Annotated in this window: 14 protein-coding genes; 5 read left to right on the top strand and 9 right to left on the bottom strand. The window is 70.6% G+C overall.

The window, feature by feature from the left end:
* The first annotated feature begins 4 nt into the window (after nt 1-4).
* Complete coding sequence (locus DEIMA_RS01250; RefSeq protein WP_013555417.1) at nt 5-997, top strand: arabinan endo-1,5-alpha-L-arabinosidase; 993 nt, start codon at nt 5-7, stop codon at nt 995-997.
* A 1-nt stretch (nt 998) separates the two neighbouring features.
* On the top strand, nt 999-2036 hold the full coding sequence (locus DEIMA_RS01245; protein WP_013555416.1) for a zinc-dependent alcohol dehydrogenase: 1038 nt from the start codon (nt 999-1001) through the stop codon (nt 2034-2036).
* 47 nt (nt 2037-2083) lie between these two features.
* Here the strand turns inward: DEIMA_RS01245 and DEIMA_RS01240 are convergent, their stop codons facing one another.
* The 4 genes from DEIMA_RS01240 to DEIMA_RS01230 form a co-directional block, all read right to left on the bottom strand.
* Nucleotides 2084-2638 carry a hypothetical protein gene (locus DEIMA_RS01240; RefSeq protein WP_148234860.1) on the bottom strand — a complete coding sequence of 185 codons (555 nt, stop codon included), beginning with the start codon at nt 2636-2638 and terminating at the stop codon, nt 2084-2086.
* Nucleotides 2631-2948 carry a hypothetical protein gene (locus DEIMA_RS17675; RefSeq protein ID WP_148234859.1) on the bottom strand — a complete coding sequence of 106 codons (318 nt, stop codon included), beginning with the start codon at nt 2946-2948 and terminating at the stop codon, nt 2631-2633. The genes DEIMA_RS01240 and DEIMA_RS17675 overlap by 8 nt, the downstream gene beginning before the upstream one ends.
* Nucleotides 2949-3076: 128 nt before the next feature.
* Nucleotides 3077-4060, bottom strand: a complete 984-nt coding sequence (locus DEIMA_RS01235; protein ID WP_013555414.1) for an arabinan endo-1,5-alpha-L-arabinosidase — start codon at nt 4058-4060, stop codon at nt 3077-3079.
* Nucleotides 4061-4378: 318 nt separating this feature from the next.
* The gene (locus DEIMA_RS01230; protein WP_013555413.1) at nt 4379-4738 is read right to left on the bottom strand and encodes an antibiotic biosynthesis monooxygenase family protein; all 360 of its coding nucleotides are present in this window, start codon (nt 4736-4738) and stop codon (nt 4379-4381) included.
* Between the two features lie 135 nt (nt 4739-4873).
* On the opposite strand from DEIMA_RS01230, the gene DEIMA_RS16620 reads away from it, so the two are divergent.
* From DEIMA_RS16620 to DEIMA_RS01215, 3 genes are all read left to right on the top strand, one after another.
* Nucleotides 4874-5869: an SIP domain-containing protein gene (locus tag DEIMA_RS16620; protein WP_013555412.1), complete on the top strand. Its 996-nt coding sequence runs from the start codon at nt 4874-4876 to the stop codon at nt 5867-5869.
* A gap of 68 nt (nt 5870-5937) precedes the next feature.
* Nucleotides 5938-7014: a FecCD family ABC transporter permease gene (locus DEIMA_RS01220; RefSeq protein ID WP_169311913.1), complete on the top strand. Its 1077-nt coding sequence runs from the start codon at nt 5938-5940 to the stop codon at nt 7012-7014.
* Nucleotides 7011-7802, top strand: coding sequence for a heme ABC transporter ATP-binding protein (locus tag DEIMA_RS01215; RefSeq protein ID WP_013555410.1), 792 nt, complete (start codon nt 7011-7013; stop codon nt 7800-7802). The genes DEIMA_RS01220 and DEIMA_RS01215 overlap by 4 nt, the downstream gene beginning before the upstream one ends.
* A 92-nt stretch (nt 7803-7894) precedes the next feature.
* Here DEIMA_RS01215 and DEIMA_RS01210 read toward each other — a convergent pair whose 3' ends face one another.
* The 5 genes from DEIMA_RS01210 to DEIMA_RS01190 form a co-directional block, all read right to left on the bottom strand.
* Nucleotides 7895-9259 carry a glycoside hydrolase family 30 protein gene (locus tag DEIMA_RS01210; protein ID WP_013555409.1) on the bottom strand — a complete coding sequence of 455 codons (1365 nt, stop codon included), beginning with the start codon at nt 9257-9259 and terminating at the stop codon, nt 7895-7897.
* A gap of 76 nt (nt 9260-9335) precedes the next feature.
* The gene (locus DEIMA_RS01205; RefSeq protein WP_052303264.1) at nt 9336-11162 is read right to left on the bottom strand and encodes a glycoside hydrolase family 3 protein; all 1827 of its coding nucleotides are present in this window, start codon (nt 11160-11162) and stop codon (nt 9336-9338) included.
* A 38-nt stretch (nt 11163-11200) separates the two neighbouring features.
* Nucleotides 11201-12229, bottom strand: a complete 1029-nt coding sequence (locus DEIMA_RS01200; protein ID WP_013555407.1) for an ABC transporter ATP-binding protein — start codon at nt 12227-12229, stop codon at nt 11201-11203.
* Nucleotides 12207-14105 (bottom strand): dipeptide/oligopeptide/nickel ABC transporter permease/ATP-binding protein, encoded by a 1899-nt coding sequence (locus tag DEIMA_RS01195; protein ID WP_013555406.1) that lies wholly within the window; start codon nt 14103-14105, stop codon nt 12207-12209. The genes DEIMA_RS01200 and DEIMA_RS01195 overlap by 23 nt, the downstream gene beginning before the upstream one ends.
* Nucleotides 14102-15088, bottom strand: a complete 987-nt coding sequence (locus DEIMA_RS01190) for an ABC transporter permease (RefSeq protein WP_013555405.1) — start codon at nt 15086-15088, stop codon at nt 14102-14104. Before DEIMA_RS01190 ends, DEIMA_RS01195 begins: the two co-directional genes overlap by 4 nt.
* Nucleotides 15089-15100: the final 12 nt, after the last annotated feature.

Raw genomic sequence — 15100 nt, 5'->3', positions numbered from 1 at the left:
GACTGTGCGGCCAGCCCCCCTGCTGCTGCTCGCCGGCGTCGCCCTCGGGGGCGCCGCGAGCCCCACGCAACCGATCCTGCGCGGCGACGTGCAGATCCACGACCCCACCGTCCTGCGCGTGAACGGCGCGTACGTCGCGTTCGGCACCGGCCACGAATACATCGACGACGGCACCCTCCGCGTGAAAACCTCCCCGGACGGCGTCACCTGGACGGACGCCGGCACCCTCACCCAGACGCAACCCGCCTGGGTGAACGGCGCGCTCGGCACGAACCCCCCGAACCTCTGGGCGCCGAACATCACCCTGCACGGCGGCACCGCCTACCTGTACTACGCCGCGTCGCAGTTCGGCAAAAACACCAGCGCCATCGGCCTCACCACCAATAAGACCTTCGACCCGAACCACCCCACGCGCGGCTGGACGGACCTCGGCATCGTCGTGCGCAGCGGCCCTGGCGACAACTTCAACGCCATCGACGCCGCCCGCATCGACACGCCCGACGGCCGCGCCTGGCTCGCCTTCGGCTCCTGGTGGGACGGCATCAAGCTGCGCGAACTCGACCCGGCGAGCGGCAAACTCAAGACCCGCAACAAGACGCTCTACCGCCTCGCCTCCCGCGGCGGCCAGGGCATCGAAGCGCCCAGCATCCTCCAGCACGGCGGGTACTACTACCTGTTCACCTCCTGGGACCGCTGCTGCGCCGGCGTGAACAGCACCTACCGCATCATGATGGGCCGCGCCCGCACCGTCACCGGCCCGTACACCGACCGCACCGGGCGGCCCCTCACCGACGGCGGCGGCACGCCCCTGCTCACCAGCGCCGGACGCTACATCGGCCCCGGCGGGCAGGAAGCCTTCCACGACGGTGCGCGCGACACCCTCGCGTACCACTACTACGACGCGGACGACGCCGGCCTCAGCAAACTCCAGACCGCCACGCTCCGCTGGGGCGCAGACGGCTGGCCCACCCTCGACCCCCACCCCGGAGGTTCCTGACATGCCGCACGTCGCCGCCGTCCTGCGCGCCCCCCGAGAGTTCGAACTCACCACCCGCGACGCCCCCACCCCCAACGCCGGCGACGTCACCATCCGCGTCCGCTCCGTCGGCGTGTGCGGCTCCGACATCCACATGTACGAAGATGGCCGCATCGGCGACACGGTCATCGAACGCCCCCTCGTGCTCGGGCACGAGTTCATGGGCGTCGTCACGAGCGCCCCCGACGGCGCCCTCGACGGCGACGGACGCCCCCTGCACCCCGGCGACCGCGTGGCCGTCGAACCCCACATCGCCTGCGGCCACTGCCGCGCCTGCCGCGAAGGCCACCCCAACCTCTGCCCGCACCATACCTTCATGGGCGTCTATCCCCTCGACGGCGCCCTCCAAAGCGCCATCACCGCCCCCACCCACAACTGCTTCGTGCTCCCGGACACCCTCACGGACGACGAAGGCGCACTGCTCGAACCGCTCGGCGTGGCCCTGCACGCCCTCCGCCTCGGCCACGTTAACGTCGGCGACCGCGCCGCCGTCGTCGGCGCCGGCCCCATCGGCCTGCTCCTCGTGCAGCTCCTCCGGCAGGCCGGCGTCACCGAACTCCACGTCATCGAACCGCTCGCGTGGCGCCGCGACCTCGCCCTGCACTTCGGCGCAACCTCCGCCACACCGCAGTACGACCCGCAGCACGACAGCGGCATGGACGTCGTCTTCGAAGCCGGCTGGGCGGACCAGAGCGTCCAGACGTCCGCGCTGCTCGCCCGGCCCGGCGCGCGCGTCGTCCTCGTCGGCATCCCCGGTGACGACCGCTGCACCGTCCAACACGCCCTCGCGCGCCGCAAAGGCCTCACGTTGCTGTTCGCGCGCCGCATGAAACACACCTACCCGCAGGCCATCGCCCTCGCCGCGCGCGGCATGGTCGACCTCAAAGCCCTCGTCAGCGACGTGTACCCCCTGGAGCAGGTGCAGGCCGCGTTCGCGCGCCACGCCAGCTACGCCCCCGGCGTCGTGAAAGTCATGGTGCACCTCAACGACGAAGCCTGAAGCCGACAGGGGAGAGGGGAGCGGACATATCCGCTCCCCGAGCGCCGTTACCAGGGGTTGCGGAGAATCCATATGTGTTTGCCCCCTTCGGGACGGTGTGCCAACTGGAGCGTGGTGTTCAACACCCACTGCCCCTGACCAACGATGCAGTGAAACGCATACGTTCCAGCCTGCGCATACACATGCGAGAGCGGAAGGCTGGACGTCGTCGTGGTGACACGCCCTTCATCGCCCCAGGCCACGATCACCTCATGGTCCTGGGCGTCCTGATACTCGAACAGGCGCAGAGTGACCACAAGCTGAGCGTGCTCCTGTTCGACCCAGACGGTTCTTTTCGGCCAGCGTGTGGGGTCGCGGAGGAACGGGGACCCCACGCGTTCAATGTTGCCGTTGACTTCACTCGCAGCGTCGGCAAGAAGCCATTCGCATTCGCGAGCTTCTCGTAACCCCATCCGAAACGCATCCATGACCAAGCCGTAGATATCCATCCGGCCGATATCCTCACGCGCAAGGAGTGCCCTGGCGATCTGGGTACTTGACACGCCATGCTGCGCCTCTCGGCGCAACTCTCGGACGAGACGAACTCGTGCATCCTCAATCATGCGGACGCTTCGCTGCTGATGCGGAAGATGCAAAAAACACGCGAGATCCCTGAAGTTCTGTAGGAACATCAGTTGTCAAATCGGCAATGACCACGGCAATAGCTGTTTGAAGGGGCTTTGTATGCAGATTTCGGTCTATATATTCGACTGCTGAAACGCACAGCGAGCGCTCTTGATATGGGCCTTGGAACGCGCTCAGCCAATCACCTGGGTTGATCATGCCACTGAGTTGCGCCAGCTCAAGAATCCAACCACGTGTTGGCAGCAGGAAAACGTGGTTCACCGTGGCTGAACCATGAAACACGGGCATCAAGCACAGCCTACCGATCTTTCGGTGGTGACGTGCCCTCAATGCGGCAAGGGGGCTATCAGACCTGATAGCCCCCTTGAGCCGCGCGCATACGAGCGCTCTTCAAAGACGGCCGGACGCATTCGCGCTTACGGGACGGGCCAGTCGGCGTTCCAGCCGAGTTGCCGCACGGCGAGTTTCGGGGCGCCGTTCGCGTTGGTGTCGTAGTAGTGGTACACGAGGTTGAAGGTGGTGCCGTCCGTTTGGATGTCCTGCCCGCCGGGGCCGGTCTGGTTCAGGCGGGATTCCAGGACGAGGCTGCCGCCGCCCTGGTCGAGGCGGACGCCGTTCTTGTCGGTGTACGGGCCGGTGATGCTGGTGGCGCGGCCGACGCGGATGTTGTAGGTGCTGCTCAGGCCGCGGCAGCAGTTGTCCCAGGAGGTGAAGAGGTAGTAGTACCCGCCGCGTTTCATGAGGCTGGGCGCCTCGACGGGGTTGTGCTGCACGGCGGGGCGCGTGGCGAGGGTGGTGATCGGACCGGTGACCTGGGTCATGCTGGCCAGGCGTTGCAGTTTGATGCCGCTGAAGAAGGACCCGAAGGACATCCACCAGGTGCCGTTGTCGTTGAAGACGGCGGGGTCGATGGCGTTATGGGTGGTGCCACTGCCGGAGGTGACGACGGGCGCGCCGTGGTCGCGCCAGCTGGCGGGGTTGCCGGGCGTGGTGGTGGTGGCGACGCCGATGGCGGAGGTGTTCGTGCCGAATTGGGAGACGGCGTAGTAGAGGTAGTAGGTGCTGCCGTTCTGGACGATTTCGGGCGCCCAGACGTTTTTAGGGCTGTAGGTGCGGGTCCAGGTGGGGGCGGGGATTTCGCCGAGGGTGCGCCAGGGGCCACCGATGCCGCCGTCGGAGACGTGGACGATGATGCCGCCGGGGTTGCTGGTGGTGCGTTCGATGCCGGTGGTGTAGGCGTAGTACGTGGTTCCGGCTTTGATGATGGTCGGGTCGTGTGCGCCGAGGTCGCCGCTCGTGCTGATGAGCGTCTGGGGTTGCAGGGTGGTGGGCGTCTGGGTCTGGGTGCAGGCGCCGAGCAGGAGGGCGAGGGTGGGCAGGAGCAGGGGTGCGCGGTGCATGGGTGGTCCTCCGGGGTGTGGGGCTGGTGGCCCGTCATGGGTTTTTGTGAACGGTCACAGCGTAAGGGCAAACCCGTGACCCGTCAACCCTGAACGAAGGACGCACCCAACGCAGGAGGGTCCACGCCACGCGCGTGGACCCTCCTGCGGTCAGGCTCCAAGAGCGATTGCGCACTCAGAGTCGCTTTTGAAAGTTCTCGTTCTGGACGGTCAAAAAGCGTTCCGCGAGGCGGGCATGGTCAGCGTCCGTTCGTCCTCATCTGGACGGCCTTTTCGCTCCTCCAGGCCTGCGGTGGCTTCCTCTTGCGCCATGGCGCTTCAGCCGTGCGGGTTGAACGGGCCGCTGCGGGGCTCGTCCGCGAGGTCCGGGCGCGTCGAATCCTGGAAGACCTCGTGGACTTCCAGTCGGCTGGGTCCGGCGAAGGCTTCTTTGGGCAGGCTGCCGCTGCGGGCGTGGCCCTGCGCGAACGCGTCGGAGCGCGTCCACGCCTCGAAGTGCGCGCGGCTCTCCCAGAGGGTCAGCACGATGTACGGGTCGCCGGGGTTGACGGGGCGGAGCACCTGGTTGCTGATGAAGCCGGGCATCCCGTCCACAAGGCGCGCGCGGTCGCGGAAGCGCGCTTCGAACTGCTGGGCGTAGTCGGGGTTCACGGCAATGCGGTTCATGACGGTGATCATCGGGGCCTCCTGCCGCGCAGCGTACCGCGCCAGGCCACCGAGCCCCAAAACTTGACTTACTTGATCGGATTAGCAAAGATGCTGCCGTTCACGCTGCCCAAGTGACCACCTCACCCCCACCCCCGAAAGGTCCCCTTGACCACCCTGACCCCCATCCCCCACGAACAGCAACAAAGCACCCTCGACCACGTCAACGAGGACCACCGCCCTGAACTGCTCCTCACCGCCCACGAACTCGGCGGCGCCACCTGGGCGCACGACGCCCTCCTCGACGCCCTCTACGAAGAAGGCTTCCGGCTGGCGCTGCGCGCCGACGAACGCCACGAGCAGCTCTTCATTCCGTACCCCACCCCGGATGGCGCCGCGCACGAACGCCTCCGCGCCGCCGTCGGCGTCGCCCGCGAACGCCGCGCCGCGCGCGACGGCACCGAAGCGCCCACCACGCCCATCTGGTTCGACGGGCGCGTTCACGCCGCCACGGACGTCACCCTGCACCTGCGCCGCGTCACCCTGCGGCACGTCACGCCCGACCGCGCGGCCCTCACGTGGCAGCCCGGCGACGCCGCCCGCGTCGCCCTGAACGCCCAGCACGACCTCGGCTACACCCGCCCGTACACCCTGCGCGCCGCGAACGCCGACGCCGCCGAAATCACCTTCGACGTGTACCACCACGACGACACGCCCGGCTCCCGCTGGGTGCGCGCCCTGCACCCCGGCGACGCCGTCGCGTTCTACGGCACCCGCGCCGAAACGCTCCCCGCCTGGGGCGAACGCCCGCTGCTCGCCGGCGACGAAACGGCCCTGCCCACCATCGCCGCGCTGCTGGAACGCTGGACGCACCCATACGCCCCCACCGTCCTGCTCGAACTCCAGGACCCCGCCGACCGCGCGTACCTGCACGGCGTCGCCCGCCCGGACGGCACGTTCATCCACTGGGTCATGCCAGACGCAGACGGCGGCCTCGCCCTGCCCGACGCCGTCCGCGCCCTCCCGCACGCCCCGACCGGCGTGTGGGCGGCGGCCGAGACGCGCGCCGCCCGCGCGCTGCGCGCTCACCTGCAGGACGAACGCGGCCTGCCGCGCACCGCCCTGAACGTCACCGCCTACTGGAAACGCGCCGCGCGCGCCTGACCGCCTCACCGAAGGAGCCCCATGCCCGCCCGTCTCGCCCGCCGCGCCCCCGGCGCCCCCCGCAGCCCGTGACACCCCGAACGGACGCTCCACACGCCACCCGGCCCGCCCGGTCCGTGCCCGCGCTGCGGCGCACGCTCGCACTGATCGCCCTGCCCGCGCTGCTGCTCGCCAGCGTCGTCCTGTCGGTCGGCACGGGCGCCGTGCACCTCGCGCCGCTGCAGGTCCTGTCCGTCCTGCTCGACCCGCTCGGCGTGCCCGCCCTCGCCCCGTACGACGAGCAGCAGGCCGCCGTCCTGAACGTCATCCGCCTGCCACGCGTGGTGCTCGGCGCGCTGATCGGCGCGGGCCTCGCCGTGGCAGGCGCGGCCATGCAGGGGTTGTTCCGCAACCCACTCGCCGACCCGGGCCTGCTCGGCATCAGCAGCGGCGCCAGCCTCGCGGCTGCCCTCAGCATCGTCCTCGGCGTGCACGTGTTCGGCGCGTACACCCTGCCCGTTGCCGCGTTCGTCGGCAGCCTGCTCGCCACCGCCGCCATCTACCTGCTCGCGCAGGAACGCGGGCGCCTCAGCGTCCCCACCATGCTGCTGAGCGGCATTGCCGTGAACGCCCTGTGCGGCGCCGGCACCGGCCTCATGACGTTCCTCGCCACCGACGAGCAGCTGCGCAGCATCACCTTCTGGCAGCTCGGGTCGCTCGGCGGCGCCACCTGGCCGGCCGTGCTGAGCGCCGCGCCGTTCATCCTGAGCGGCGTGCTGCTGCTCCCGCTGCTCGCCCGCGCCCTGAACGCCCTGATGCTCGGCGAGAGCGGCGCCGCGCACCTCGGCGTGCCCGTCAGCGCCGTCAAATGGACCGTCGTGGGCCTCGTCGCCCTCAGCGTCGGTGCGGGCGTCGCCGCGGCCGGCGCGATCGGCTTCGTCGGCCTCGTCGTCCCGCACCTCATCCGGCTGCTCGTCGGCCCGAACCACCGCACGCTCCTGCCCGCCAGCGCGCTGCTCGGCGCGACCCTGCTGGTCCTCGCGGACCTGCTCGCGCGCACCATCGTCACCCCCGCCGAACTGCCCATCGGCATCGTCACCGCGTTTCTCGGCGCGCCGTTCTTCCTGTTCCTGATCCGCGCCGGACGCGGGCGGAGCGCCGCATGACGCCCGCGCACGCCACGCCCAGCATCGACGTGCACGCCCTGCACGCCACCATCGCGGGCCGCACGTTGCTGGAAGACATCACCTTCAGCGTCCAGGCAGGCGAGCTGCTCGCCATCGTCGGCCGCAACGGTGCGGGGAAAAGCACCCTGCTCAAGCACCTCACGGGGGAGCTTCGCGCGCGCGGCGTGCAGCTGTTCGGGTTGCCGCTGGAGCGCCACGCGCCCGCTCGCCTCGCCCGGCAGCGCGCCGTCCTCCCGCAGAACACGCCCCTCACGTTCGCGTATGACGTGCTGGACGTCGTGCTGCTGGGCCGCCTGCCGCACGGGCGCGGCGAGACGCCCGCCGACCGCGACATCGCCCGCGCGTGCCTGGACCGCGTGGGCCTGAGCGGCTTCGAGGGCCGCAACATCCTCACGCTGTCCGGCGGGGAGCAGCAGCGCGTGCACCTCGCGCGGGTCCTCGCGCAGCTGCACGGCACGCCCGGCCCGCGCGCGCTGCTGCTCGACGAGCCCACCAGCGCCCTCGACCTCGCGCATCAGCACGCCGCGCTCCGCACCGCCCTGAGCCTGTGCGACGAGGGCGTCGCCGTGATCGCCGTGCTGCACGACCTGAACCTCGCCGCGCAGTACGCGCGGCGCGTGCTGATGCTCGACGCGGGTCGCGTGCGCGCCTGGGGCACCCCGCACGACGTGCTCACGCCCGCGCACATTCAGGCGGCGTTCGGGCACCCAGTGCTGGTCACGCCGCACCCGTGCCTGCAGTGCCCGCTGATCATCAGCGCGTCCTGACCGGCGCGGCAGGGCGGGGCAGCCTGGGCTGCCCCCGCCCCGCCCACGTGGCGTCCACCAGAAGATCGTCGCCACCGATGACGCCGGCAGCGTCACCGCCACGGACCGCCCGCCACCACGCGGAAGGTGCCGGTGCCCGCACTCTGGTTCAGCACGACGACGGCCTTGCGGCCGTTCGTGTTGCGGAACGCCGCGCTGATGAAGCGCCCGTCGCGGCTGTTGCTGCTGCCGATGCGGCGCGCGCCCGGCCATACGAACCGCGCGATCGCGTAGAACGCCTCGTTGTACGTCACCTGCCCACTCGACGGGTTGATGGTGATGACGCCCCGGCAGGTGCTGCACCCGCCGGTGTGCGGGTTCCCGCTCGGGTCGAGCGCGAGGTTCCACAGCAGCACCGTCTTCGCCCAGTTGCGCACGCCGCCGATGAACAGGTGCTGCATGTTCCACGTGAGGTTGCCGGCGAACGTGCCGTTCCCGTGCGTGCCGGAGCACTCCGTCAGGTAGATGCCCTCGTTCGGGTACGCGTTGTGCACGTCCGTCATGGCGCTCACGTTCCCGCCATAGCAGTGCCACGCGGACCCCGCGTACAGCGCGCCTCCCTCGTTCAGGACGGCGCGCGGGTACCAGGCCATGCCCCAGTTGTGGTCGAACGTCAGCAGCTTCACGCCGGTGCCGCTCATGCGCGGCGCGAGGTGATCCCGAACGAAGTTCAGCTCGTCGTACCACTCGTACTTCATGCCGGGGTAGCTGCCCGGCTCGAACTGCGGTTCGTTCTGGATGGTCATGGCGTCGAACGTCACGCCGGCGGCGCGGTAGTCGTCGTACGCGCGGCGCAGGTAGGTCGCGTAGGCCGGATAAGAAGCCGGGTTCAGCTTCCCGGTCCCCAGCTGCCCGCTCGTCTTCATCCAGGCGGGTGCGCTCCACGGCGTCGCCATGAAGTTCAGGCTGCCGTCGATGCTTTTCGCCTGCCGCGCGAGCGGGATGATGTACGCGCGGTCGTGGTCGATGCTGAAGCCGTTCAGGTCGCAGCAGGAGTCGTCGAAGGTGTAGTGGCTGAGCGCGAAGTCCGGCCCGCCCAGCGGGAGCCGCAGGTAGCTGATGCTGGCGTTCCCGTCGTTGAAGCCAAACAGCGCCTGCATAACGGCGTTGCGTTGCGCGGCGCTGAGTTTGTTCTGAATCAGCCAAGCGCTGCTGTCCGTGAGCGCCGCGCCGAACCCGTCGATTTCCTGCAGCACCTCGTTCTCGTTGACGGTGATGGTGCTCGCGTCGACGGCGCCGTTGAAGTCGAAGGTGCGGGCGCCGTCCCAGCTGATCAGGCGGCTGCGGTCCACGGACGCGGCGCGCAGCCCCATGCCCGGGTGGACGCGCGGCGCGTCGGCGGTGGTGGGCGCGGGGCTCTGCGTGCACGCGGCGAGCAGCAGGGCGGAAAGCAGCGAGAGCTTGAGTGCCTGAAGCATGACCTGTTCTTATCCGGGGGGAGGAGAGCAGGGCCTGGGGACGCCGGGCGCCGGCCCGGCGCCCGTTGACGAGCACTCAGGTGAGTTGCGGGACGACCTGCGCGCTCAGGCCAGCGCCCCGCGCGAACAGCGGCGCCTGCGGGTCGCGCAGGTCGTCCAGGCGGCTCGGCCAGCTGTACTCCAGGCGGCCCGTGAACGGGTGCGCGCCGGTCAGCACGTCGGCCACGCCGTCCCCCTCGGTGCCGGGCAGCCACGCGGCCACGAACGCGTCCACGCCCGCGACCTGCTCCGTGACGATCAGCGGGCGGCCTGACAGCAGCACCAGCACCACGCGGTCACTCACGGCGCGCGCGCGCGCGAGCAGTTCCGTCTGCGCGGCGCTCAGCGTCAGGTCCGCGCGGTCCCCCATGCCTTCCGCGTAGGGTTCCTCCGCGAGCACCACGATCGCCGTGCCGTACCGTCCGTCCGCTCGCCCGTCCGGCGCGTACTGCACGCGTCCGCCCAGCGCGGCGCGCAGGCCCGCCAGCAGGGTCGTGCCGGGCGTCGTCGGGCCGTGCCCGCCCATCCACGTGATGGTCCACCCGCCGCACTGCGCGCCGACATCGTCCGCCGCCTCGCCGATCACCAGCACGTCCGCGCCCGCCGCGAGCGGCAGGGCGTCCCGCTCGTTCTTGAGCAGCACGAGGGATTTCCGCACGGCCTCACGCGCGAGCGCGCGGTGCTCTTCGCAGCCCAGCACGTCCAGCGGCAGGGCCGGCTCGTCCGACTGCCCGAACAGCCCGAGCGCGTACTTGGCGTTCAGGATGCGCCGCACGGCGTCGTCCACGCGCGCCTCGGGTACGTCGCCGGTCTGCACGGCGTCACGCAGGCAGCGGATGAACCGCTCGTAATCGAACGGCACCATCACCATGTCGATGCCGGCGTTGATGGCCTGCACGACGCACGCGCGGTAGTCCGCGTCGAGCTGGTCGAGGGCTTCCCAGTCGCTCACCACGAACCCCGCGAAGCCCAGCTCACCTTTGAGGACGTCCGTGAGCAGGTACCGGTGCGCGTGGAGTTTCAGGCCCTGCCAGCTGCTGTACGACGCCATGACGTTCAGCGCGCCCGCGCGGATCGCCGCCGCGTACGGCGGGAGGTGCACGGCGCGCAGCGTCGCCTCGTCAATGGTGGTGTCACCCTGGTCGATCTGCCACGCGCCCTTATCGAGGAGGTCCACGAAGCTCTCGCCCATCTGCGCGATGGCGAGCGTGCGGTCCACGTTCAGGGTGTCACGGTTCACGCGCGTGGACGACCCCCAGTTCGTGGCGGCGTCCGCGACGAAGTGCTTCACGCTCGGCAGGACGCTGGTGGGCGTGTTCCACGCGTCGCCGCGCAGACCCTCGATGAACGCGGTCGCGAGTTCGCTCACCACGCCGGTGTCCTGACTGTAGCCCTCGTACGTACGGCCCCAGCGGACGTCCTGAGGGATGCTCACCGCCGGCGCGAAGTCCCAGCGGACGCCAGTGGCGCTCACTTCGCGCGCGGTGGCGCGCCCGATGCGCCGCACGAGGTCCGCATCGCGCGTGGCGCCCAGGCCGATGTTGTGCGGGAAGATCGTCGCGCCGACAACGTTGTTGTGGCCGTGCACGGCGTCCACGCCGTACAGCAGCGGAATGCCGAGCCGGGACGTGCGGGCCTCGCGGGCGAAACCGAGGACCATGTCCCGCCAGGTTTCCGGCGTGTTCGGCTCGGGGTTGCCGCCGCCGCCGCTCAGCAGGGAGCCGAGCGCGAGGCGGGCCACGTCGCCGCCCTTCACGCTGTTCTTCTCAGGCTGGGTCATCTGCCCGATCTTTTCGTCGAGGGTCATCTGGGCCAGCAGGTCCTCCACGAACTGCTGGCCTTGCGGGGTGAGGGGGTGCGTCATGTGCGGCTCCGTGTGGGTGGAAAGCGAGAGGGCGAGGGTCACGCGGGCGTGGCGGGCCGCAGAGGCGGCTGCGCCGCGAGGGCTGGGTCGTGCAGGATGCAGCGCGCGGCGTGGTCCACGCCGACGGCGTACAGCTTCGGGAGGCCTTCGCGGCAGGCGGGGCGGGCGTGCGGGCAGCGCGGCTCGAACGGGCAGCCGGGCGGGAGGTTCTTCAGGTCCGGCACCTCGCCGCGCGCCTCGATGCGGCCCTGCGGCCCGTCAGGGTTCGGCGCGGCCGCCTTGAGCAGCTGCGTGTACGGCATCTGCGGGTTGCCGATGACGCGTTCGGCTGGGCCGACCTCGACGACGTGCCCGGCGTACATCACGGCGATGCGGTCCGCCATGTAGCGCGCGCCCGCCAGGTCGTGCGTGATGAACAGCATGCTCAGCCCTTCGCCGTCGCGCAGGTCAAGCAGCAGGTTCATGATGTCGAGCCGGATGGACACGTCGAGGGCGCTGGTGGGTTCGTCCGCGAGAATCAGGCTCGGGCGGGCCGCCAGCGCGCGGGCGATGACCACCCGCTGCCGCTGGCCGCCGCTGAGTTCGTGCGGGCGTTTCGCGGCGTAGCTCGCGCCGGGCGACAGGCCTACCCGGTCGAGCAGGGCATTCACCTGCGCGCCCACGTCCCGGCCGCGCGCGAGGCCGTGAATGCGCAGCGGGCGCGACAGGATGTACCCGACCGTGTGCAGCGGGTTCAGGCTCGCGAAGGGGTCCTGGAAGATCATCTGCACGTCGCGCCGGAAGCGGCGCAGGGGCCGCCCGCCCAGGCGGCGCGGCACGTCCGCGCCGTTCAGGCGCATGTGCCCGCCGGTGGGTTCGTGCAGCCGCGCGATGAGGCGCGCGATGGTGCTCTTGCCGCTGCCGGACTCGCCGACCAGGCCGAGCACCTCGCCGTGGCGGATGCTGAGCGTCACGTCGTTCACGGCGGTGACGGCCTGCCCGGCGCGGCCCACCCGGAAGACCTTCGTGAGGCCCTGGAGGTCCAGGGCAGGCGGCGTGGACGCTTCAGTCGCTGGCGAGCGCAGCATGCGGTTCCTCCTTGGTGGCGGGCGAGTGCAGGAAGCACGCGACGCGGTGCGCGGCGCTGACCTCCACGTTCGCCGGCTTGTGCGCGTCGCACAGGCCGGGCATACGGGCGGGGCAGCGCGCGAAGAACGGGCAGTACGGGATGTCCGCGTTGAGCGCCGGGGGCCGACCGGGGATGCCCTCGCGGCGTTCGCGCGGGCCGTCCAGCGGCGGAAACGCACTCATCAGCTGCCGCGTGTACGGGTGCTTGGGGTGCGCGTACAGCTGCGCGGCGGGCGCTTCCTCGACGACCTCGCCGGCGTACATGATGGCGATGCGGTCGCTCATCTCGACGAGCAGGCTCAGGTCGTGCGTGATGAACACCACGGCGATGCCGAGGCGGCGGCGCACGTCATCGATCTCCTGCAGGATCTGCCGCTGCACGACCACGTCAAGCGCGGTGGTGGGTTCGTCCATGATCACGAGTTTCGGTTCGAGCGCGAGCGCAATGGCAATCACGACGCGCTGCTTCATGCCGCCGGACAGCTGGTGCGGGTAGGCGCTCAGGTCGTCGGCCCGAAGGCCCACCAGCTGGAACAGCTCCCGCGCGCGCGCTTCCAGGGCCGCCCGGTCCCGCACGCCGTGCGCCTGCATGGCGTCGTACACCTGCTCGCGCACGCGCAGCACCGGGTTCAGGACGTTCATGCTCGCCTGAAACACCAGGCTGTAGTCGCGCCAGCGCACGCGGCGCAGCTCCTCAGGCGTGAGGGCCAGCAGGTCGCGCCCCCCCAGGCGCGCCTCCCCGCCGAACACCGCGCCGGGCGCTTCGAGCAGGCGCGTCGCGGCGAACGCCAGCGTGCTCTTCCCGCAGCCGGACTCGCCGGCGAGGCCCAGGAACTCACCGGGCGCCACATCGAGGCTCACGTCCCGCACGGCGCGGACCTGCCCACCCGGCGTGACGTACCCGGCGTCGAGGTGCCGCAGCGCCAGCAGGGGCTCCGGCCCGCTCGCCGGTTCCGCCGGGGCCTGGCCGCCCCGGCGGAGCACGCGCGTGGCCTTCGTCGCATGAATGACTTTCGGGTTCGTGACCTCGTCAATGCCGAAGTTGATCAGCGCGAACGCCGTGCCGAGCAGCGCGATGGCCAGGCCGGGCGCGGCGATCCACCACCACGCGCCCTGCAGCAGCGCGCCGCGCGCCTGCGCCCAGTACAGCATGGTGCCCCACGTCACCTGCGACACGTCGCCGATGCCGATGAACGCGAGGCTCGCTTCGCTGAGCACCGCGTACAGCGCGGTGCTGAAGAAGCTCGCGGCAATCAGGCCCGCGAGGTTCGGGAGCATTTCCGCGAAGATCACGCGGCCCGCGCCCTCGCCGGTGGCGACGGCCGCCTGCACGAAGTCGCGGCCGCGCAGCGCGAGCGCCTGCGAGCGCAGCACGCGCGCGCCCCACGCCCAGCCGGTCAGGCCGATCACGACGATGATCGCGAGGACGCCGCCGCCGCGCAGGAACGCGGACGCGATGATCAGGAGCGGCAGCCCCGGCAGCACCAGGAACACGTTGATGAGGACGTTGATGATCTCGTCGGTGCGACCGCCGAAGTACGCGGCGGTCAGGCCGACGGCCGTGGCGATGAACGTGGCGATCAGCCCGGCGGTGAAGCCGATCAGCAGCGTGAGGCGCGCGCCGTACAGCAGCTGCGCGAGGATGTCCTGCCCGAGCGCGGTCGTGCCGAGCGGGTGCGCGCCGCCGGGCTTGAGCCACGTGCCGAAGTCCTGCGACGTGGGGCTGACGTGCGTGAGCAGCGGCGCGCCGACCGCCAGGAGCACCATCAGGAGCAGCAGGGCCGCGCCGACAGCGGCGCGCGGGGAGCGCCGCAGGATGGTCAGGACGCCGTTCACGCGCCGCTCCCATCGCGCACGCGCGGGTCGAGCACGGCGTACAGCGCGTCCACCAGGAAGTTCGCGATGAGCACCGCGAGCGCAATGAACAGGAAGATCGCCTGCATGAGCGGGTAGTCGAGGCCGGTCACGGCGGTGTAGAGCTGCAGGCCCAGGCCGGGGTAGCTGAACACCGTTTCGGTGAGGATGCTGCCGCCCACCACGAAGCCGAGCGCCATGCCGAACGCCGTGAAGCTCGGCAGCAGGGCGTTGCGCAGCACGTAGCGGTTCAGCAGGTGCCGCTCGGTGAGGCCCTTGGCGCGCGCGAACGCGATGTAGTCCTCACCCATGACGCTCATGACGTTGTTGCGCATGGTGATCAGCCACCCGCCCGCCGCGGTGACGACGATGGTGAGGGCCGGCAGGACCGCGTGGCGCAGCATGCTCGACCACCACTCGGGCGTGAACGTCTTCACGAACGGGTCGAGGTTCCCGCCGAGCGGGAAGACGTTGTTCTTGAACGCCAGCACGTACAGCAGCAGCAGCGCGAACCAGAAGTACGGCATGCTGTTCAGGAAGAGCGCCACGGGCGGCAGGGCGTCCGCGAGGGGCCGCCCGCGCCGCCACGCGCTGTACAGCCCGAGCGCGCTGCCGATCAGGAACGCGAGGATCGTGCACACGCCGACCAGCCCGATCGTCCACGGCGCCGCCTGACGGATCACGTCGCTGACGGGCGTCGGGAACTGCGCGATGGACCGCCCGAAGTCACCGTGCAGCAGCCGCCCGAGGTACGAGACGTACTGCGTGAGCGGCCCGCCCTGGTCGTTCAGGCCGTACGCGAGCTTGAGGGCGTCCACGGCGGTCGGGTCCAGGCGGCCCTGGTACTTGGCGATCATCGCGCCGATGGGGTCGCCGGGCACGAGGCGCGGCAGGATGAAGTTGAGGGTGACCGCCACCCACAGCGTGAACAGCAGCAGGAAGAATTTTCGGAGCAGGTACGGCACGCGGTCCTCCCG

The sequence above is a fragment of the Deinococcus maricopensis DSM 21211 genome (genome assembly GCF_000186385.1).
GTDB classification, from domain to species: Bacteria; Deinococcota; Deinococci; order Deinococcales; family Deinococcaceae; genus Deinococcus_B; species Deinococcus_B maricopensis.
Note: the sequence above shows the minus strand (reverse complement) of the source record. Positions and strands in the feature narration are given on the sequence as shown.